The organism is Candidatus Laterigemmans baculatus (assembly GCF_010367455.1).
Classification (GTDB): domain Bacteria; phylum Planctomycetota; class Planctomycetia; order Pirellulales; family Pirellulaceae; genus Laterigemmans; species Laterigemmans baculatus.
In genome coordinates this window covers 18,814-39,324 of the sequence record NZ_WRPR01000120.1, presented here as the reverse complement: position 1 = coordinate 39,324, position 20,511 = coordinate 18,814, and the positions used below count along the sequence as shown (strand labels likewise).

General features: G+C 64.3%; 18 protein-coding genes. 6 read left to right on the top strand and 12 right to left on the bottom strand.

Annotated elements, in window-relative coordinates:
- Positions 1–303: 303 nt before the first annotated feature.
- A complete protein-coding gene (locus GNK13_RS19140) occupies positions 304–729 on the bottom strand; it encodes a hypothetical protein (RefSeq protein ID WP_164104163.1) in 426 nt (141 codons plus the stop codon).
- Positions 730–904: 175 nt separating this feature from the next.
- Here GNK13_RS19140 and GNK13_RS19135 point away from each other — a divergent pair, with 175 nt between their 5' ends.
- Together GNK13_RS19135 and ppk1 are read left to right on the top strand one after the other, a co-directional pair.
- On the top strand, positions 905–1,120 hold the full coding sequence (locus GNK13_RS19135) for a hypothetical protein (RefSeq protein ID WP_164104162.1): 216 nt from the start codon (positions 905–907) through the stop codon (positions 1,118–1,120).
- 86 nt (positions 1,121–1,206) lie between these two features.
- The gene (gene ppk1 / locus GNK13_RS19130; protein ID WP_164104161.1) at positions 1,207–3,546 is read left to right on the top strand and encodes a polyphosphate kinase 1; all 2,340 of its coding nucleotides are present in this window, start codon (positions 1,207–1,209) and stop codon (positions 3,544–3,546) included.
- A gap of 205 nt (positions 3,547–3,751) precedes the next feature.
- Here ppk1 and purB read toward each other — a convergent pair whose 3' ends face one another.
- Positions 3,752–5,182 (bottom strand): adenylosuccinate lyase, encoded by a 1,431-nt coding sequence (gene purB / locus GNK13_RS19125; protein WP_164104160.1) that lies wholly within the window; start codon positions 5,180–5,182, stop codon positions 3,752–3,754.
- A 507-nt stretch (positions 5,183–5,689) separates the two neighbouring features.
- Here purB and GNK13_RS19120 point away from each other — a divergent pair.
- A complete protein-coding gene (locus tag GNK13_RS19120) occupies positions 5,690–7,759 on the top strand; it encodes a hypothetical protein (RefSeq protein WP_203329152.1) in 2,070 nt (689 codons plus the stop codon).
- Positions 7,760–7,892: 133 nt separating this feature from the next.
- Here the strand turns inward: GNK13_RS19120 and GNK13_RS19115 are convergent, their stop codons facing one another.
- From GNK13_RS19115 to larB, 4 genes are all read right to left on the bottom strand, one after another.
- Positions 7,893–8,885, bottom strand: a complete 993-nt coding sequence (locus GNK13_RS19115; RefSeq protein WP_164104158.1) for a DHH family phosphoesterase — start codon at positions 8,883–8,885, stop codon at positions 7,893–7,895.
- A gap of 25 nt (positions 8,886–8,910) precedes the next feature.
- Positions 8,911–9,837 (bottom strand): bifunctional riboflavin kinase/FAD synthetase, encoded by a 927-nt coding sequence (locus GNK13_RS19110; protein ID WP_164104157.1) that lies wholly within the window; start codon positions 9,835–9,837, stop codon positions 8,911–8,913.
- 192 nt (positions 9,838–10,029) lie between these two features.
- Positions 10,030–10,893: an NAD(P)H-hydrate dehydratase gene (locus tag GNK13_RS19105; protein ID WP_164104156.1), complete on the bottom strand. Its 864-nt coding sequence runs from the start codon at positions 10,891–10,893 to the stop codon at positions 10,030–10,032.
- Between the two features lie 53 nt (positions 10,894–10,946).
- Positions 10,947–11,801 carry a nickel pincer cofactor biosynthesis protein LarB gene (larB, locus tag GNK13_RS19100; protein WP_315853005.1) on the bottom strand — a complete coding sequence of 285 codons (855 nt, stop codon included), beginning with the start codon at positions 11,799–11,801 and terminating at the stop codon, positions 10,947–10,949.
- Here larB and GNK13_RS19095 point away from each other — a divergent pair.
- A complete protein-coding gene (locus GNK13_RS19095) occupies positions 11,800–13,014 on the top strand; it encodes an argininosuccinate synthase (protein ID WP_164104155.1) in 1,215 nt (404 codons plus the stop codon). The genes larB and GNK13_RS19095 overlap by 2 nt on opposite strands.
- Positions 13,015–13,044: 30 nt before the next feature.
- On the opposite strand, the gene GNK13_RS19090 is transcribed toward GNK13_RS19095, so the two are convergent.
- Positions 13,045–14,022 (bottom strand): DUF1559 family PulG-like putative transporter, encoded by a 978-nt coding sequence (locus tag GNK13_RS19090; protein WP_164104154.1) that lies wholly within the window; start codon positions 14,020–14,022, stop codon positions 13,045–13,047.
- A 38-nt stretch (positions 14,023–14,060) separates the two neighbouring features.
- On the opposite strand from GNK13_RS19090, the gene dtd reads away from it, so the two are divergent.
- Positions 14,061–14,522, top strand: coding sequence for a D-aminoacyl-tRNA deacylase (dtd, locus tag GNK13_RS19085; RefSeq protein ID WP_164104153.1), 462 nt, complete (start codon positions 14,061–14,063; stop codon positions 14,520–14,522).
- A 109-nt stretch (positions 14,523–14,631) separates the two neighbouring features.
- Here the strand turns inward: dtd and GNK13_RS19080 are convergent, their stop codons facing one another.
- On the bottom strand, positions 14,632–15,360 hold the full coding sequence (locus tag GNK13_RS19080) for a metal-dependent hydrolase (protein ID WP_164104152.1): 729 nt from the start codon (positions 15,358–15,360) through the stop codon (positions 14,632–14,634).
- Between the two features lie 151 nt (positions 15,361–15,511).
- Between GNK13_RS19080 and GNK13_RS19075 the strand changes: the two genes are divergently transcribed.
- A complete protein-coding gene (locus GNK13_RS19075) occupies positions 15,512–16,279 on the top strand; it encodes a CvpA family protein (protein WP_164104151.1) in 768 nt (255 codons plus the stop codon).
- Positions 16,280–16,572: 293 nt separating this feature from the next.
- Here the strand turns inward: GNK13_RS19075 and GNK13_RS19070 are convergent, their stop codons facing one another.
- From GNK13_RS19070 to truA, 4 genes are all read right to left on the bottom strand, one after another.
- Positions 16,573–17,556: an acetyl-CoA carboxylase carboxyltransferase subunit alpha gene (locus GNK13_RS19070; RefSeq protein ID WP_164104150.1), complete on the bottom strand. Its 984-nt coding sequence runs from the start codon at positions 17,554–17,556 to the stop codon at positions 16,573–16,575.
- A 37-nt stretch (positions 17,557–17,593) separates the two neighbouring features.
- The gene (locus GNK13_RS19065; protein ID WP_164104149.1) at positions 17,594–18,505 is read right to left on the bottom strand and encodes a serine/threonine protein kinase; all 912 of its coding nucleotides are present in this window, start codon (positions 18,503–18,505) and stop codon (positions 17,594–17,596) included.
- 65 nt (positions 18,506–18,570) lie between these two features.
- Positions 18,571–19,752 carry a glycosyltransferase family 4 protein gene (locus GNK13_RS19060; RefSeq protein ID WP_164104148.1) on the bottom strand — a complete coding sequence of 394 codons (1,182 nt, stop codon included), beginning with the start codon at positions 19,750–19,752 and terminating at the stop codon, positions 18,571–18,573.
- Positions 19,752–20,507, bottom strand: a complete 756-nt coding sequence (gene truA, locus GNK13_RS19055; RefSeq protein ID WP_235935341.1) for a tRNA pseudouridine(38-40) synthase TruA — start codon at positions 20,505–20,507, stop codon at positions 19,752–19,754. Before truA ends, GNK13_RS19060 begins: the two co-directional genes overlap by 1 nt.
- Positions 20,508–20,511 lie beyond the last annotated feature (4 nt).

Below are 20,511 nucleotides of genomic sequence, written 5' to 3'. Positions count from 1 at the left end.
AACCGGACGCTAGCGCGTGGCGGCTGATTTCATCAAGCGTAAGCCTGCATATTGCATCAGCCGCCGGGCGCTAGCCCCCGGTTCTCGAGAACGCCGCGCAAACCGGACGCTAGCGCGTGGCGGCTGATTTCATCAAGCGTAAGCCTGCATATTGCACCAGCCGCCGGGCGCTAGCCCCCGGTTCTCGAGAACGCCGCGCAAACCGGGCGCTAGCCCCCGCTTCTCGAGAACGCCGCGCGAACCGGACGCTAGCGCGTGGCGGCTGATTTCACGAAGCGGAAGAAGTACTGAGTACCCAGTCGGTCATTGAAAAAACGACGAGAGCATGTGTCGCAGCATGCTCGTCGGCTGCTTGCTCAGCTCGCGCCGGCTCTCCTGCGGCAGCAGATCGCGGTCGACGAGCTCCGGATCGTGCTTGGTCCAGGTCTCACGGAAACTGGCTCCTTCGACGCTGCGAAGCACGCCGCCGTCGTGCCAGAGGACCCGCCAGAGGTGTTCGCGGTGGTCCTGCCGCGGCTGCTGCGAGCGGCTTTTGACGAGCCGCCAGGCGCAGACCTCGAACCGCCGCCGCCCTTCGCTCCAGTCGTAAAAGATCAGCTGGTCGAACACGTGCCGACCAGCCTCGTCGTAGTAGTGGTTCAGCTCGATCAGGTCCACCCGGTCGCGAACCACATGCTGCGTGGGCGACGCGGCCAACAGCGCCACAAAGAGCAAAGCGTTCGTAGCCATGCGCGTAGACTCCCCGGGAGCTACTCGAGAATCTCGGCGATGCTCGACGAGCACCCGCCGAAGGAGTGCTTTCACGCGAACACCGTGCCGAAAGAAAGGGAGCAGGTTTCAGGAGCCCATTCATACTCAGCGCAGCGGTACTCGTACTCGTACTCAGCGCAGCGGTACTCGGACCGTGCGGTTCCCGTTCGGGCTAGCAGGCATTGTGGGGGCGGGGTTTCGGCCCGAGTACCGCTTCGCTGAGTACGAGTACCGCTTCGCTGAGTACGAGTACCGCTTCGCTGAGTACGAGTACCGCTTCGCTGAGTACGAGTACCGCTTCGCTGAGTACCAGTACGAGGGCAGACCTGCGAACCAAGACCTCTTTCCCGGGTGGGGTCTGCGGAGCTGACGGGATCGGCATACACTTGAGGGCAGCACACGCTCGCCCGCCGCCGCTCGTCCGCCCGCTCACCCATCCTTTCTCCGCACCGAATCGTGAATTCCCCCAAACTCCACAGCCCCAAGCCGCTCCCGCCGGACCGTTATTTCAACCGCGAACTGAGTTGGCTGGAGTTCAACCAGCGCGTGCTCGAGCAAGCCTCCGACGAGAATCAACCGCTGCTCGAGCGACTCAAGTTCTTGGCGATCACCGGCTCGAACCTCGACGAATTCTTCATGGTCCGGGTGGGCGGACTGAAGATGCAGGCGGAACAGAATCCAACGGCGACCGACCCGGCCGGGATGACTGTCTTCGAGCAGCTCAAGGCCGTTTCCAACCGCTGCCATCGCTTGCAGAACGACCAGTACGCGATCCTGCTCGACCAGCTCGAGCCGGCCATGCAGGCGATCGGAATCCAACGGATTGATCTGCGCGCCAGCAGCGACCGGCATGGCGAAGCGGCCGATCGGTTCTTTGCGAGCGACGTCTTGCCGGTGCTCTCGCCGCAGACGATATCCCCCGACCAGCCCTTTCCGCTCCTCCCTGGGCTGCAGGTCCACCTCTGCGTCCGCCTCAAGCCGCTCGCGGTCAATCAACCGACCAGTGAACCGCCGGGCGACGGCGGCGAAGGGAGCGGTGTGGCGACGAACGGGGCAGGGCAGGGGAGTGGGGCGGCAGCAGCCGGCAGTTCGCGAGCTGGCGAACTCGCTCCGCCGCCGGAGGGTGCGAATGCTACTGTGGCGAGTGACGCTGCTGCAGTGAGTGGGGGGGACGCTCCCGAGTGGGATTACGCCGTCATTCCGCTCGGCCGCGTGCTCTCGCGGATCGTCTCCTTGCCGGCCGACAGCGGCTACTGCTTTGCGCTGCTCGAGGACGTGGTGATCGATGGGATCGAGCAATTTTTTCCGGGACGCCAGGTGGTCGAGTGCGCCACGTTCCGCCTGACGCGGAACGCCGACGTCGAGCTGCGGGAGGACAGCGCGGCGGATTTGATGGTCGGGATGGGGGAGGTGCTCGAGAGTCGCAAGGCTTCCGATGCGATTCGCTTGGAGCTGGACGACAGGGCAGGGGAGGAGATGACCGACTTCCTCCGCAGCCGACTGGAGCTCGGCGGCGACGATGTTTTCCGGGCCCGCGGGCCGCTCGACCTAGCCTACCTGTTCCAGCTCTCCAGCCTCGAAGGTTTTGACTCCTACCGCGATCCCTCGTGGCCGTCGCAGAGCAACCCGATGATCGACCCGCGGGAGTCGATGTTCGACACGATCGCCCGGGGTGATCTGCTGATGGTCCATCCCTACGAGCGGTTTGATCCGGTGGTGCGGCTGATCGAAGAGGCGGCCGCCGATCCCGATGTGCTGGCGATCAAGCAAGTCCTCTACCGGATCAGCCGCAAAAGTCCGATCGTCGCGGCGCTGATGCGGGCGGCCGAGCGGGGCAAGTACGTCACGGCAGTCGTCGAACTCAAAGCCCGCTTTGACGAAGCCCGCAACATCGAATGGGCACGGGAGATGGAGCAAGCCGGGGTGCAAGTCATCTACGGCGTCAAAGGTTTCAAGACGCACGCCAAAGTGTGCGTGATCGTCCGCCGCGAGGCCCAGGGAATCGTCCGCTACTTGCACTTCGGCACCGGGAACTACAACGAAGTCACCGCCCGGCTGTACAGCGATGTGTCGCTGCTGAGCTGCGACGACGAGCTCGGCGCCGACGCTTCGGCCTTCTTCAACGCGGTCACCGGGGCCAGCCAACAGCAGCAATTCACCCATTTGGCCGCCGCTCCCTTAACCCTCCGCAAACGCCTGCTGGCAATGATCGAGGCCGAGGCGGGGCGGTGCCGCGAAGGCCAACGCGGAAGGATCGTCGCCAAGCTCAACGCGCTGGTCGATTCCCGCGTCATCGATGCCCTGTACCGGGCTAGCCAAGCGGGAGTCCGCATCCAGCTCAACATCCGTGGCGTCTGCTGCCTGCGCCCCGGCGTTCCGGGGCTGAGCGACAACATCGAAGTCCGCTCGATCGTCGACCGCTACCTCGAACACGCCCGCATCATGTACTTCTACCAAGGAGGCGAGGAGGCGATGTTTATCAGCAGCGCCGACTGGATGCCGCGGAACCTCGACCGCCGCATCGAGTTGCTGATTCCCGTCCTCGATCCGACTTGTCGCAAAAAGTTGTGGCGAACGCTCGACGCCTACTTCCACGACAACCTCGTCACCTGGCGGCTGGGCGCCGACGGCCAGTACCGCCGGCTCAAGCCGGACGGCGATCAGCACGGTTTCCGGGCCCAGCGGAAGCTCTACGAACGAGCAGTCCAAGACGCCGGCACCGCCCAGACCGCAAGACAAACCATGTTCGAACCCCACCAGCCCGGAGGGGAAAAGCTGGAAACCGGTAGCCGGTAGCCGGAAGCCGGGAGCCGGGAGCCGGGAGCCGGGAGCCGGGAGCCGGGAGCCGGGAGCCGGGAGCCGGGAGCCGGGAGCCGGGAGCCGGGAGCCGGGAGCCGGGAGATCAGAATCTGAAATTTGAAATCTGAGATTTGAGATTCTTCCGGAAACCGGAAACCGGAAACCGGACACCGGACACCGGACACCGGACACCGGATTTTTCTCACACGAACACTTCGGCCGAGAGGTTTTCTTCGCCCGAGTAGCGGGCTCGGACCGGTTCGACGTATTCGGCGATAAATTCGTCGACTTGCTCGGGGGCTCGGCCGACGAAATCGAGCGGGTTGAGGGCTCCCTGGAGATCGACTCCGGCGAACGCTTCGTCCGCCATCAGCCGCTCGAGCAGATCGTTGGGGCGGCCTTCGGATTTGACTTCCCAAGCCGCCGCTTGGCTGTGCTGACGAATCCGCTCGTGCAACTCCTGACGATCTCCGCCGGCTGCGACGGCTCGCATCAGAATGTTTTCGGTCGCCATGAAGGGGAGTTCCTCGCCCAAGTGGCGAGCGATCGTGTTCGGGTACACGACCAATCCATCGGTGACGTTCTGCATGAGCACCAGCGCGGCGTCGATCGCCATGAAGCTCTGTGGGATCACCAGCCGCCGGTTGGCGCTGTCGTCGAGCGTTCGCTCCATCCACTGGGTGGCTGCTGTCGCTGCGGCGCTTCCTTGGAGGCTGATCGCAAACCGGGCCAGGGCGCAGATCCGTTCGCTCCGCATCGGGTTTCGCTTGTACGCCATCGCCGAGGAGCCGATCTGATCTTTCTCGAACGGTTCTTCGACCTCTTTGCGGCCAGCGAGCAGCCGCAGGTCCGATCCGCTCTTGTGCAGACTCTGGCCGATCCCCGAGAGGGCGTCGAGAATCTGGGTGTCGACTTTCCGTGGGTACGTCTGGCCGGTCACGGCGTAGGTCGATTCGAAGCCAAGTTTCTCGGCCACTCGCGTTTCCAGGCGGCGGACCTTGGCATGGTCCCCTTCGAACAGCTGCAGGAAGCTGGCCTGCGTCCCGGTGGTTCCCTTGGTGCTCCGGGCCCGCAGCTCGGCGAGCCGGTGCTCGACTTCCTCGAGGTCGATCAGCAGGTCGTAGGCCCAGAGGCAAGCCCGTTTGCCGACGGTGGTCGGCTGGGCCGGCTGGAGGTGGGTGAAGGCGAGGCAGGGGAGGTCGCGATAGCGGTGGGCGAACTGGCTGAGCCGATCGATGACCGCGGCCAAGCGGACGGCGACCATCCGCAGCGCGTCGCGGATCAAGATCAGGTCGGCGTTATCGGTGATGAAGCAGCTGGTCGCCCCCAAGTGAATGATCCCGCGGGCCGCCGGACACTGATCCCCCAGGGCGTGCACATGGGCCATCACGTCGTGCCGCAGTCGACGCTCGTAATCGGCCGCCACGTCCAGGTTCAGCCGGTCCTGGTACTCGCGGAGCTGGGCGATCTGCTCGTCGCTGACCGCCAGGCCCAATTCTTGCTGGGCTTCGGCCAGTGCGACCCACAACCGCCGCCAAGTGCGGAACCGCCGTTCGGGGCCCCAGAGGTGCGCCATCTCGCGCGAGGCGTAGCGGCTGATCAGGGGGTTTTGGTAGGGAGTTTCGTCGCTCATGTCGCAGTGGATGCTGGCGTGTCGGAAGGAGAGTGGAGGAGATCGGAAGACGGCTGCGGAGGTCTAAATTCTCGCCATCGCGGATTTTCTCGCTAGACCGGGCCCGCTCCCACGGCGGGCGAGAGGAGACATTTTTGGAAGAAAAGGCCTTCGGTTTGCGGAGGCGTCCTAGTCGCCTTTCGCTCCCATAGTCGCCTTTCGCTCCCATAGTCGCCTTTCGCTCCGCGAAAGAAGCGTTACTGCACAACTTTCGCTCCGCGAAAGAGGCGTTACTGCACAACTTTCGCTCCGCGAAAGAGGCGTTACTGCACAACTTTCGCGGAGCGAAAGGCGACTATGGGCGACTCTGGGGCGAACGGCGACAGAACCGTCACAAACCCCCTTCAAGGACATCTTTTCCCTGCTTTCCTAATTGGGATACGATACGGTGCCAGTGGAAACCGGCACAGGCGGTCCGCCGCGGCACCTTTGCCTCCACGAATCCAGTTACGACCCAAAGGTGAATCGGTGCCGTCCACATCACTACAACAAATGCTTCCCGCTTTGTCGGCTCGCTTTTCAAAATTCCTCGCCGCACCGCGCCGCGTGTTGGCTTCCGCCGCGGCCTGCTTCGCAGTCGCTTCGCTGCTCCCGGTTGCCGCAGCCCAAGACGCAGCCGCCCAGCAGAATGCGGAGGCCGTGGCTGCTGCGGATTCCGACGCTGGCTATCGCCCTAGCGTCTCGCTGCTCCCCAATTCGACGCAGGGGATGGTTGCGATCGACAACCTGCCCCAGTTCCTCGAGCGGTGGACGGAGACCTCGCTGGCCGAACTGCAGGAGGAGGAATCGCTGAAGCCGTTCCTGGAGTCCCAGCGGGAAGCGATCGAGAAGCGGCTCGACTCGGGGCTGCACTCGGGGATCCGGTTGAGCGATCTGAAAGAGGCCGTCTCCGGGGAACTGGTGCTTGCCTGGATGCGTTACGACGCTCCTCGGCGGCCCTACGCGATCGCGATGCTGGCCGACACCCGCGGTCGCCAAGCCGAGCGCGAGGCGCTGCTGCAGAAGGTCGATGAGGAGCTTCGCGGCCGCGAGGCGAAGGTGAGCACCATCGAGATCGCGGGCCAGCAAGCGACGCTCTACACGCTCCCCCAGCAGCGCGGTCAGCTGATCGTCGAGCGACTGGTGGTGGCGACGGTCGATGAGCGGTTGATGCTCTCCGACCGCCCGGAGACGCTGCAGGCACTGATCGCGGGCATCGACCAGGGAGTCGCTGACAGCTTGGTCGCGGCGGCCGACTACGAAGGTGTCTTCAGTGCCCTCAAGGCTGCCCAAAAGACCCTCGAGACGGCTGAGACCCCCGAGGCGGTTGAGACCCCCGAGGCAGCTGGAGGCGCGTCGCTCCGCTGGTTTGCCCGTCCGCTGGGAATGGCGACGATCGTTCGCGACGCCGCCGGAGTCGATCGCGGTCGCCAGGTCGATGTGATCAAATTGCTCCGCAACCAGGGCTTTGACGCCGTCCAATCGGCCGGCGGCGAGTTGCAGTTAGCCACCGCAGAGTACGACCTGCTGCACCGCGCCTTCGTGTTCGCTCCGCCAACCGCCCAGGGGCCGGAGCGCTACGAGCTGGCCGCTCGCGTGCTCCAGTTCCCCAACGGCGAGATGGCGGACCCGCCGGGCTGGGTGCTGCCGACCGCCGCGTCATTTTTCCAAGCCCACTGGAAGATGGAGGAAGCGTTCTGGGCGGTGGAGACGCTGGTCGACGAAGCGTTTGGTGAAAAGATCTTCCGCAAAGTCATCGAAGATATTCGCGAAGACACCGAAGGCCCCCAGATCGACATCGCCAAGGATGTGGTCGCCAATTTCGACGACAACCTGATCATCCTCACCGACAATCGAGTGGAGGAAGGCAAGACCAGCGAGCGAGTGCTAGGGGCAATTCGCATCAACGAAACGCCGGTCGTCGCCGCGGCGATCAACGATGCGATGTCGGGCGACCCGGACGTCTACAAGTATGCGTACGAACCTCACTTGATCTGGGAGATCCGCCCGAGCCAAGGCGATGTGGCGGAGTTCGATATCGAAGGCTTTGAGGACTTCGGCTTCGAGACCGAGACCCCGGCGGCCAAGGAGAAGACCGATCCGCTGCTCGAGCGGTGGGCGCTGACCGTCTACGGCAACCACCTGATCTTCTCGAGCCACGCCGATCTGCTGGTCGAGATCATCGAACACGAGCGGACGGGCGGAGCGACGATCGCCGCGGCTCCGGAATTTCAGCGGGTCCTGGAGGCGATTCGTGCCGAAGGAGGCGAGTCGCGGGCGATGGAGCGGGTCGTCCGCACCGACCTGACCTGGCGGATCAAGTACGAGCTGATTCGGCAAGGCAAGTTCCTCGAGTCCGATTCGCTCTTGGCAACGCTCCTGCGGCGAGCCAAAGAAGAAACGGAGACGAATCGGGAGGTGGAACCGATTCAGGTCGACGTCTCGCAGTTGCCCCCGTTCGAAGTCATTCGTCGCCACCTGCAGCCGGGCGGCGGGTTCGTCAAAACCGAAGAGCTCGGCTGGTCGACGACCCACTTCCTGCTGCGGAAAGCGGAGTAGGCTTGGTTTTGTTGAATAACGGCTATCAGCCGCAACGCGCTAGCGTCCGGTTCCCATGGCGCTCTCGGGAACCGGGGGCTAGCGCCCGGCGGCTGATGGCTAGTTCGGACTACCGCGACAAGGCTGACGCTTCTCAGCAGCCGTCGGCGGCCATGGCTTCTTCGACTTTGGGCAGCACTCGAGCTTCGACATCGGCGAGCGTGCCTTCGAGGAACGCTCCTGCCGCGGCCCGGTGGCCGCCGCCGCCGAAGTGCCGCGCGAGCTCGCTGCAATCGACTCCGCAGCGGCTGCGGAAGCTTAGCTTGAAGCCTCCGCGGAGCTGTTCGACCATGATCACCGCGACCCGCGTCCCCTCGATCGCCAGCGTCAGATTGACCGCGTCCTCGGTGTCGGAGGGATTGGCGCCGGTCGCGGCGAAGTCTTCTTTGAGCACGTAGGTGTAGACGAGTTTGCCGTCGCGGCGACCTTCGGTTCGCGAAAGGATGCGGCCGCGAAGCCGCACACGGCCCAGCGTGTCACGCTCGTACAGGTCGGCGTAGACTTCACTCGGCACCACCCCCGCATCGATCAAGCGAGCGATGATGCGGTACGTCTCGGCGGTGACCGAACCGAAGCGAAACCATCCGGTGTCGGTGGCGATCGCTGCGAACAGCGGGACCGCGATCTCTCGGGTCAGCGGAACCGACAGCGCGTCGGCGGCTTGGACGACCAGCGTTCCGGTCGCTTCGGCGAACACGTCTTTGAAGAAGATCGCTCCCAAGTCGTCTTCGGCCACGTGGTGGTCGAGGACGATTTTCTGAGCCGCCATCTTGCGGATCACTTCCCCCATGTCACCGAGCTGTGGCCAGGCGCTGGTGTCGAGCACCATCAGGCAGTCCGCGCGGACATCTTCCGCTTCGATCGTCTCGCCGAGCACATCGATGCGGCTGGCCGGATCGAGGAACTGCAAAGCCGGGGGAGTGCGGTGGGCGTTGACGATCTGCACGTCCTTGCCGAGGGCCCGCAGCACTCCAGCCATCCCCAGCTCGCTCCCCAACGCGTCGCAGTCGGGCCGGATGTGGCTGGTCAGCACGAAACTTTGGTGCTGCTCGATGGTTTTGACAAACGCGGGCCAGTTGACGCTCATGAGCGGAGGTTTCAGGTAGCAGGTTTCAGGTTTCGCGGACGGCGTGGATGTCGCGATGGAGTTGCTCGACGAGCGATTCGACCGATTCGAACCGGGCAATGTCACGAACCCGTCCGACGAAGTCAACCTGCAGCCTCTGGCCGTACAGGTCCCCCTGGAAGTCCAGCAGATGGACCTCAACCTTCGATTGCCCCCGCTCCTCGAACGTCGGGTTCGGACCGATGTGGGTCGCCGCCAAGAAAGAGCGGCCCGGAATGTGGGGCAACTCGACGCGGCTGGCGTAGACGCCGGGGCCGGGGACGAGCGTCCGAAAGTCGCTGAGGTTTGCCGTGGGAAAGCCGAGCGCGGCCCCTCGCCGGTCGCCGCGGACGACGACGCCGCTGATCCGATAGGGAGCGGTCAGCAACCGATTGGCTTCGTCGATCTCGCCGTCCGCGATCCGCCGCCGGACTTCGGTGCTGCTGACGAGTTGCTCGGCGTCGACCGTCGCCTCGGCGATCTCGCAGGCGACGTCCGTGTCGTCGCAGAACGTCTTCAGCCGCTCGACGTTTCCTTGCCGATCACGACCAAAAAAGAAATTGGGCCCTTCCACGATCCCTCGCGCGCCGAGTCGCGCGAGCAGCACTTGGTCAAAAAACTCGCGTGCTGAGAGCCGCAGTAGTGCCTGCGTCGTCCGGCAGACCACGACGTGATCGACCCCGAGTCGTCCAAGCAATTCGGCTCGCCGCTCGATCTCCGTCAGCCGCACCGGTTCGCTCCCCGGGCGGAGCAGGGCGGCCGGGTGGGGGTCGAACGTCATCACCACGGCCGGACCGGCGAGCGTATCGGCCAGCTTGCGGAGGCGAGCGACGAGAGCCGCATGCCCGCGATGGACCCCGTCGAAATTCCCCACGCTGACCGCTCCCCCGCGCGCCGCTGAAGGCACGTGCTGCAAATCGGAAATCAACGTCACGGCGGCAAATCGGTGGCGGGGAACGGACGGACGATCTGCCCCAGCCGTTATCCTCCCCCCGGGAGGGTCGCGAGGAACGAGCGGGGAGGGCAAATGTGCTGCGGAGTGGAGACGCGATTCTAGAGCGGGAGAACGCCCATTTTTATCAGCCCCGGTTCACCCCGTGTAGCCGGTTCACCCCGTGTGGCCAGTTCACTCGGTGGCCAGTTCCACGGCCGCTGGGAGGGCGGCGGCGATATCGACTGCGGTCACGCCGGCCATCCCCAGTTCTTCGGCGGCCAGATCGCCCGCGGTCCCGTGGATCCACGCTCCGAGCGAAGCGGCTTCGAACGGCGATAGTCCTTGGCCGAGGAGCGAAGCGACGACGCCGGTCAGCACGTCGCCGGCGCCGCCGCTGGCCATGCCGGGGTTCCCCGTGGCGTTGGTGTATTCCCGCGAGCCGTCGGTGACAAACGTTTGGGCGCCCTTGAGCAGCACGACAGCGCCGCTGGCTGCGGCCACTTCCACCGCCGCACGACGCTGGGCGGCGCGGTCTTTGGGCGATTCGCCACAGATCCGTTGCCACTCTCCCGGATGCGGCGTCAGCACGGCTGGGCCTCGCAGCAGCGAGCGCCAAGCGCGGATTTCGGCGAGCGCATTGAGGGCGTCGGCGTCGAGCACCATCGGTCGCCCCGACTCGAGCGCCCAGCGGGTCAGGCGGATCGCTCCCGGACCGGTTCCCATTCCGGGGCCGACTCCGAACGCGTCAAATTTCCTGGCCAACGCTTCCAATTCTTCGGTCGCCGGTTCGGCGAACGTACCGGCCGGCGTATCCGACAGCGGGTGGGTCATCAGGCAGGGATTGAACGCGGCGGCGGTTTCCAGGCAGCGGTCGGGGACGGCCAGCGTGACCAGTCCGGAGCCGACCTTCAGGGCGCTGATCGCCGACAGCGAGATCGCTCCGGCCATCCCGCGCGAACCTCCGACGAGCAGCACGCGGCCGTAATCCCCCTTGTGGCTCTCCGGCTGGCGGCGGGCGAGTTGCGAGGGCGGGGCAGGGGAGGGGGAGTCGTTCATGCTGGGCTTCCGAACCTGGACCGAGTACTTCCGCAACTTATTTCCGCGTGGCTTTACTTCCGCGTGGCAATCATCCCCGCCAAGTAGCCCGCTTTGAAGCCGGCATCGATGTTGACCACCGCCACGCCAGCGGCGCAGCTGGTCAGCATCCCCATCATCGCGGTCAGTCCCCCGAGGGCCGCTCCGTACCCGGTGCTGGTCGGCAGTGCGATCACCGGACAGCTAACATAGCCCGCCACAACGCTCGGCAGGGCTCCTTCCATCCCGGCGGCGACCACGATCACGTCGCAACCGGTGAGCCGGGGAACCGCCGCCTGCAGCCGCTGGGGCCCGGCCACGCCGATGTCCTCGAACCACTCGGTGGGGACTCCCATCCAAGCGAGCGTCTCGCGGGCTTCCTCGGCTGCGGGCCGATCGGTGCTTCCGGCGGTGACGACCGCTACGACCGCTGAGCCCGGGTGCGTCGTGCGGTCCGGGTCGACGACTTCCTGGAGGCTGATGCGGAGCGTGCGGGCCGCTGGTCGATAGCGGGTGTGGACAAACCGCGTCGCCAGCCATTCCGCCTCGGCGGCGTCGAGTCGCGTGACGAGCACTTCTCGCTGGACCTTGAGCAAGGGATCGGCGATCCGCGCGATCAGTTCGGCCGATTTGCCTTCGCCGTAGATCACTTCGCCAAACCCGCAGCGGATTTGCCGGCCCGTATCGACCGTGGCCCCTTCGACTGGAGCCATCGCCCGCCCCGCACCATGCGGCTCCGGCGGCACTCTTCCTGTTTCCGACATATAGACGCTTTGCCCCGTGTTGTCAGTTTGCGGCTGTCGCTTGCACAATAGGCGGCTCGATCCAACCCTCGCAACCAGCACCTCCGTCAGCATCGCGGCAAACGCGTCCACCGGAAAGGCAACCATGAAAAGCTGTGTACTCGCTTACTCAGGCGGTCTCGACACCTCGGTCATCCTCGGTTGGCTGCAGGACCAAGGTTACGAAGTCCACGCGGTCTACGTCGACCTGGGGCAGCCGGGTGAGGACCGCCAGGCGACCTTGGAGAAGGCGCAGAATTGCGGCGCGAAATCTTCTCGGATCGTCGATGTCCGCGAAGAGCTCTGCCGCGACTTTGCCTTTCCCGTTCTCTCCTGGCAAGCCAAGTACGAAGGAATCTATCTGCTCGGAACCTCGATTGCGCGGCCGTTGATCAGCAAAGTCTGCCTGCAGGTCGCTCGCGAAGTCGGTGCCAAGGCGTATGCCCACGGCGCAACCGGCAAGGGGAACGACCAGTGCCGCTTCCAACTGGCCGCCGAAGCGCTCGACCCGACCGTCGAGGTGATCGCTCCCTGGCGGATCCCCGCCTTCCGCGAAGCGTTCCCGGGCCGCACCGAGCTGATCGCCTACTGCGAAGCGAAAAACATTCCGGTCAAAGCGACGACCAAGAAGCCCTACAGCAGCGACGAGAACGTGCTGCACATCAGCTACGAAGCGGGCAGCCTCGAAGAGCTCGATGTGTGCGGCGTCGACCTGGTCGATTTCGGCATGGGGGTCAGTCCCGAGCAGGCTCCCGACAAAGCCGAGGAAGTCACGATCGGATTCGAGTCGGGCGTGCCGGTCAGCCTCAATGGCTCCTCGGTCTCGGCCCTCGAGATGGTCGAGTCGCTCAACGCGATCGCCGGCCGCAACGGCATCGGGCGGATCGACATCATCGAAAACCGGTTTGTGGGCATGAAGAGCAGGGGGGTCTACGAGTCGCCGGGGATGACCGTCCTGTACGACGCCCTGATGTACATCGAACAGCTGACTCTCGACCGCGACTTGGTCCACCTCCGCGATCGTCTCGCTCCCGAAGTCGCCGAGATGGTGTACTACGGATTCTGGTACACGCCCAAGATGGACGCGCTGTCGGCGTTCATTCGCCAGGCCCAGCGGCCGGTCACCGGCGAAGTCACCCTGCGGCTTTACAAAGGGAACATCACCGTCGTTCGTCGCAGTAGCCCCAACAGCCTCTACGACGCTGAGATCGCCACGATGGAAGGGGGCGGCTCGTACAACCAAGACGACGCCGAGGGCTTCCTCCGCATCCAGGGACTGCCGAGCCGCGTGCAAGGTCGCGTCTCGCCTCGCACCTACTGAGCGACCGCGCCAGGGCAGGGGAGTGGTCCTTCAGTCCAGCACGTCGTCGGGCAGCCCCTCGCCGCCGCGGGGGGTGACCAGCGCTCGGACCACTGCCGGCTCGAGCGTCTCGCGCAGCCACTGCCCGCGGCCGTCGACCGTCACCGCCGTCGCGCCGCTCGCTTGGTGGCTGCCGCCGCCCGGCACGCCTCCTCCGTGGTGGCCCCCCAGGTCGCTGCCGATCGTCGTGGACATCGTCGCGAAGTCCAGGTCGCCCGGCTCGGTCCAATCGAGCGAGAGCGAAGGAGGTTGCGCGGCCTCGACGATCAACAACGTCTTGGCCGGATCGTCGGTGACGCCGTCGGGCCCGAGCGGCCCGCCCGGCGGGAACAGCGTGTCGGGGCCCGTGACCAGGGCATAGTAAGTTTCGTATCCCGACGCGGCCGAGGCGACCGGCGAACGGTACTCCTCAGGCATCTGGAAAATCAGCTGGCGGTTCGCATTTGAACTCCAGGGCTGCTCCAGATCAAATTCGTCATACAGGGTTTGATAGCCGAGGTAGGGGAGTACGAGGACGCGCCAGCTGTGCAGGGGCGTCCCATCGGCGGCCAAAGTGACGGGCGGGGGATAGCTCCCATAATCCTCGGCATAGGCATTCATCGCCGCGGCAATCTTTTCCAGATTGCGAATGCAGTCTCCTCGCAGCCGATTTTCTTGCAGCGTCTGAATGCCTTGGCTGCCATAGCGGATCGTGACCAAAGCGACCGCTCCGACAATCACCACTGCGGCAACGCCCGCCAGCGCCCAGCGAAACGCCCGCATTCCTCCAAATCGCAGCCCGCCGAGTCCCCATCCCTCCGCACCCCGCGCCTTGCTCGCGTTGCTCGCGTTGCTCGCGTTGCTCGCAGCGCGAAAAGCGGGCACCGTGATCTCGCGGCCGCAGGTCACGCAGCGACCAGTTTGACCGCTGTACCGATCGTCGACCATGGTCGCGGTCTTGCAGTGCGGGCAGGTAAATAGGTAGGGCATGTGCGGCAGTGGATGTGGATAATTTAGGAGATGTGAAAGTGCGAGCCGTTGTTCAGCGAGTATCCGAGTGTCAGGTCACCGTGAATCAATCGGTCGTCGGCCAGATCCGCTCCGGGATGCTCGTGCTGCTGGGAGTCGAGCAAGGCGATACCGAAGCGGAGCTGCATTATCTGGCCGACAAGCTGATCCATCTACGGATTTTCGAGGACCAAGCGGGGAAAATGAACCGCAGCTTAATCGACACCGGCGGAGCGATGCTGTTGGTCAGTCAATTCACGCTCCTCGGCGACTGCCGCAAAGGACGGCGGCCCGCCTTCACAGCCGCCGAAGAACCGCAGCAAGCCAAGCGACTCTACGAAGCCTTGGGAGCCTACGTGCAAGGGCAGGGGGTGCATGTCGAATATGGAATCTTCGCCGCCGACATGAAAGTGCAGCTCGTCAACGACGGCCCGGTGACGATCCTGATCGATACCCGCGAGCGATCAGCCGCCACTCGCTAGTGTCCGGTTTCCGGGGACTTGAACAAAATCGTTTAACGGCAAGCCGCAGGCGTCGGTGTTTTAAAAGCAGTCGCCTTCGGCTTGCCGTTAAACGATTAGGGGATTCGTTCTAACGCCAGGGCGTCAGCCGATTGGCTAACTCATCGTCCCATCTCAATTCCGAGGGGCGCTCGTTGGATCTGAGTCGAAAGCGGTGCACTTGATCAAACAAGTTTGTGTCGTGGTATGCCAGATACAGCAGAAGTATCAACTTGGCATAAACCGAAAAATTGGCTCCGAACTTGGGGCCCCAGAATTTGAGCGCCGTGCCGAATGATTTCTTCAGTCGAAATCGACCGCCGCGAAAATGGATGGCCCAGATCTCATCCAATATCAGATGCACCATAAAGCCCAGCACTACGGCAGCGGTTTTATAGATGCGTATATGCTCTTCCATCGACGGCATGATCAAATAGGCGACCAGTCCCGCGGAAGCGGCCGCTGGAATGCTATGCCACATGCCGCGGTGGACTGTGTAGCGCTTAAATATCTCCGCAATGATAAACCGCAGCGTGACGTAGATGAGTCCCGCCGCCAGCACCATGGCTTCGGGCGATAAGTTCAATTCTCGCAATCGGCCCAGTGCCAACATGGGCACCACCGCCGAAGCAAACATCGTCGCCTCGCGGACCGGGACTCCCGAATCGCTGTCCAGGTCGGGCAGCATTCCGCTGACCGAGCACAGGCCAGCGGCCACCAGCGAGCTCTCGATCGGCATCGCCTGCGTGGCCGACCCCCAGTAGCCGTAAGCGGCTCCGACGATCGTGCTGCCGGTAATGTGGGTCTTGAAATCAGCCACGCGGGAACGGTTCCGAGTGCTTGGGAAAGTCGGCCTAGTATTTCCCTCTGTAACCGCCCTGCCCATTGCCTGCCAAGGCGAATTGGTCTTCGTGCCGCCTAAACCGCTCGCTATACTCGAGGCATCCATTCATGCACGGAGGCAGGCGGTTATGGAGACTTACGACATATTGATGCTGGTCGTCCTGGCTGGCGCCACGCTGTTCGGTGCCATCAAGGGTTTTGCTTGGCAGCTCGCCTCGATTGCATCGATCGTTGTTAGTTACATCGTGGCCTACAAGTTTCGCCAGCCTTTTAGCGAATCGATCAAGGCCGATCCGCCCTGGAATATGTTCCTGGCGATGCTGATCCTGTACGTCGGCAGTTCGCTGATCATCTGGGTCGCCTTCCGCATGGTCAGTCGCTCGATCGACCGCATGAAGCTGAAGGATTTCGATCGCCAGATCGGGGCCGCCTTCGGGCTCGCCAAAGGGGCTCTGTTCTGCATCCTGATCACGATGTTCGCGGTGACCCTCCTGGGGCAAAGCCACCGCGAGACGATCGTGCACTCCAAGAGTGGCTACTACATAGCCAAGGCTCTCGATAAGAGCGACGCGATCATCCCGCCAGAGTTGCACGAGGTCGTCGCCCCGTACATCGACAGCTTTGAGGAGCGAGTCGGCGGGGTTGCTGAATCGGTGGAGCCTGGTGCTGGGGGTGGCTTTCCATGGACGCCGGGGAGCGACTCTCCGATCTCCTCGGGAGGCGCGTCCGATGGGCTGCTTCCGGATTCGTTCTGGCAAGACGCGGCGAGCCAGTCGCCGCTGCCGATCGACCCTCAGCGGTGGACGCCCGAGAGCTTCGAATCGCTCCGGGATTACGTGCCGCAGCGAGCCCAGCAGCCAAGCGGTCTGCCGCCGATGCGATTGATGGGTCCGTGATCAGCCGCAACGCGCTAGCGTCCGGTTCCATCTGCATCAGCCGCAACGCGCTAGCGTCCGGTTCCGTCCGCGATTGTGGGAACCGGGGGCTAGCGCCCGGCGGCTGATGGGTGACCGGGCAGTGGCCGGGTCGCCGGGGGCGGAAATCGCTGTTTCCCTGGAAAAACCCCGGTTCGAATGCAACATAAGGGGCATTATCGGACGTTGCTGGTGGGGCGAAATCGGGGCGGTTGCGTGCCCCGATCTGTTTTGGAAGCCGGACGCTAGCTCGCGGCGGCTGATGGAACCGGACGCTAGCTCGCGGCGGCTGGTGCGACCGGTTCTTCGATGAACTGGCCGATCCGCCGAAACTTCTCGTAGCGCTCGTCGACCAGTTCGTCGATCGGTTTGGCTTCGAGCTGAGTGAGTGTCCGCGTCAGGTAGCTCTTCAGGCAGGCGGCCATCTGGCGATGGTCGCGGTGGGCGCCGCCGAGCGGTTCGGGGAGCACGTCGTCGACGACTCCCAGGCCCCGCAGATCGCGTGAAGTAAATCGCAGCGCGGCGGCGGCTTTGGGAGCGTACTGGTGGCTCTTCCAGAGGATCCCGGCGCAGCCTTCGGGGCTGATCACCGAGTAGTAAGCGTGCTCGAGGACCGCGACGCGGTCGCCGACGCCGATCCCCAGGGCGCCGCCTGAACCGCCTTCGCCGATCACGACGCAGATCACCGGCGTCTGCAGGCGGCTCATCTTGAACATGCTCTCGGCGATCACCTGGGCTTGGCCGCGTTCCTCAGCGCCGATGCCCGGGTAGGCGCCGGGGGTGTCGATCAGGCAGATCAGCGGCAGCTTGTACTTTTCCGCCAGCCGCATCTTGCTCATCACCTTGCGGTAGCCTTCGGGGTGCGCGCAGCCAAAGTGGCTCGCCGCGCGTTCTTTGTAGGTCCGGCCTTTGTGGTGCCCGACGATCATGACTTTGAAGCGATCGATCTTGGCAAACCCGCTGAGCAGCGCCCGGTCGTCGCCAAAGTGTTTGTCGCCGTGCAGTTCGACAAACTCATCGAATGCCAGATTCAAATAGTCGCGGGTGTAAGGTCGGTTCTTGTGCCGCGCCACCTGGACCGTCTGCCACGGATCGAGATTTGAGTACAGCGCGCGGAGGGCATCGTTGACCTCACCGCGGAGTCGACGAATCGTCTCTTCGGCTTCGGGGGTGCGGTCGGTCTGTTTTTCCAGCTCCGCGAGTTGCGTTTCGAGCAGGAAGACCTCGCGTTCGAATTCTAAACCTGGTGCTAAATCCATTCTCGGGTTCGCCCAATTACGGTTTGGTTAACTGCGATTATTTTTTGGTTAGCTGGTCGGGGCTGCGGAACGACGGGATGTCGTCGAACACGGTCACGTCCGGCTTGCGGGGAGGTTTTTTGAACACCCGCGTCACGCGAAATTCCTTGAGGAACTCGTACATCGACGCCGGGCGTTCGTCCGGGTTCTTCGCCATCATCCGCTTGGTCAAATCGGCGAACTCGCTCGTGACGTTGTCGTTAGCGACGATCGGGCTGGGGACTTGAGCGGTGAGGTGTTTGTTGAGCAGGTCGTTCGGCGTAGTCCCGGTGTAGGGTGGTTTGCCGGTGACCATCTCGAACGCCATGCAGCCGAAGGAATAGACGTCAGCCCGCTCGTCGAGGACTTTGCCGCGGATCTGCTCGGGCGACATGTAGCTGCGGGTCCCCTGCACTTTCGCCTTGTAGAGCAGTTTGCTGAGCCCGGTGCGTTTCTTTTCGGCGATCGTGAAGTCGATCAGCTTGGTCGTCCCGTCGCTGCCGACCAGGTAGTTGTCGGGCTTGATATCGCGGTGGATCCAGCCCTTGGTGTGCATGAAGAACAGCCCCTCGGCTGCCTGGTCGACGATCGTGTCGAGCAGATAGGCGATCGCGTCGGGGCCGCGGCGGAGCGCCTGCTTGAGGTTCATTTCGCTGAACAGTTCCATCACCAGGAACGCCGTCCCGCTCTCGACGCGGTAGTCGTGGACCTGGATCACGCGGTTGCTGTTCTTCATCGACGAGGCGACCTCGTACTCGAATTTCAGCGAGGCGATGGCCGCTTTGTCGTTGCGGCTCTCGTTCCGCAGCACTTTCAGCGCGTACCGCTCCTGGGTGGATTCGTCGATCGCTTCCCAGACCTGGCAGGTGCTGCCGAGGCGAATCAGCCGCACCAGCCGGTACGGTCCCAGGAAGTCGCGTGCTTTTGTCATTAAAATCCTCGCCGGTCGCGCTGCCGTAGTGAGCCCCCTAACCGCTCCATCTTACAAGCCAGGGCCTACTTCCGGCCATCCCGATCAGGGGCCGAGTCGAGGATCGACTGGTAAATTTCCCGGATTCGGGCGGTCATCGTTTGGTGGCGGAACACCTCGGTAAACCGCTCCCGCCCTGCCCTGCCCAGCCGCTCACGCATCGCGGCGTCCTCGGCGAGCCGGCCGAGGGCGGCAGCCAGGCGGTGGGTATCGGCCGCCGGAACCAAGCATCCAGTCTCGCCGTCGATGACCACTTCGCGGGCCCCGTCGACGTCGTAGCTGACCGCCGGCAGTCCCGCGATCAGCGCCTGCGGTAGCGCCCGGGCGAGCCCCTCGCGGTAGGAGGTGTGCACCAGCGCGTCGGCCGCTCCCAGATGAGCGGGGATCTCGCTCGGATCGACCAGCCCGGCGAAGACGAAGTGCTCGCGGAGCCCGAGGCGCTCGATCCGCCGCTCCAGTGAATCTCGGAGGATCCCGTCGCCGACCAGCAGGAACCGCACCTGGCGATGCCGCCGAACGACCTCGGCTGCCGCGGTGATCAGGTCGTCGTGCCCTTTCAGGTGGAACAGCCTGGCGATTTTGACGAACACGATGTCGCTCTCGCCGAACCCGAACTTAGCCCGCATCGCCGCCCGATGTTCGGAGGCCGCGAGGAACGGTTCGACTTCCATGCCGCTGTAGACCGTGGTGAATTTCTCTCGCGGCGCCACGCCCCCGGCGACCATCAAGTCGGTCATCGCATCGGCCACGCTGATCAGCCGATGGCAGCGACCGGCCGCATGTCGTTCGCAGGCCCGGTAGAGCCACCGCACCGGCGGGGGCTGATAGGGATGGAACGGAGCTCCGTGGACCGTGTGCACGATCGCCGGCACGCCCAGTTCCCAAGCCGCCTGCCGCCCCAGGATGCCTCCTTTGGCGCTGTGGGTGTGCACGACGTCGGGCCGCAGTTCACCGAGCACGCGGCGAAGGTCCGCGAGGGCTCGAAGGTCCTTTAGCGGGTGGATCGCTCGCCGCAGCGAATCGAGCTCGATCACGGGCAACTCCCCCGCCCTGCCCTGCTCGAGCAAACTTCCTTCGGGGCCCAGCGACGGGCCGGTGATCAGCACGACCTCGTCGCCATGGAGTCGCAGCAGATCGAGGCAGTTGTAGAGCGTGTTCTCCTGCGCCCCGCCGATGATCATCCGCGTGATGATGTGAGCGATACGCATCAGTAGTGCACGTGCATCAAGAACAGTCCCTGCGGCGGCGCGGTGGGCCCGGCTTGCGTGCGGTCGAGCGAACCGAGGACCCGCTCGATCCATTCCGGCGACTCCTTGCCGCTGCCGACGACGACCAGCGAGCCGACGATGTTCCGGACCATGTTGTAGAGAAACCCGTTGGCCTCGATCTCCACGGCGAGCGCCTCGCTGCCCCCCCTGCCCTGCTCGTCGAGGATCACCAGGTCGCGGACCGTGCGGGTCGTCGTCTTCCGCACGCTGCCGCTGGCTTGGAAGGCAGCAAAATCGTGCGTCCCGCGAAGCGTCGCCGCCGCCTCCCGCATCGCCGCCACGTCGAGCGGTCCGGGGAGATGCCAGCGGTAGCGGTAGTCGAAGGGATCGCGGATTCCACCGATCTGGATCTGGTAGCGATAGCGTTTGCCGGTCGCATCGCGGATCGCGTGAAAGTCGCCGGGCATCTCTTCCGCGGCGAGCACGCGGATGTCATCGGGCAGCTTGGTGTTCATCGCCATCGCCAGCCGTTCGGCCGGAGCGGCCCAGGCGTCGGTCGAGAGGCTGGCGACTTGGCCGAGCGCGTGGACTCCCGAGTCGGTCCGTCCGCTGCCGGTGATCGGCACGCGGACCTTGACCAGTCTCGCGATCGCCCGTTCAAGCATCCCCTGCACCGTCGGCTTACCGACTTGGATCTGCCAACCGGCGTAGGCGGTCCCGTCGTAGGCGACGGTCAGTTTGAAGTAGCGAGGCAAGGGT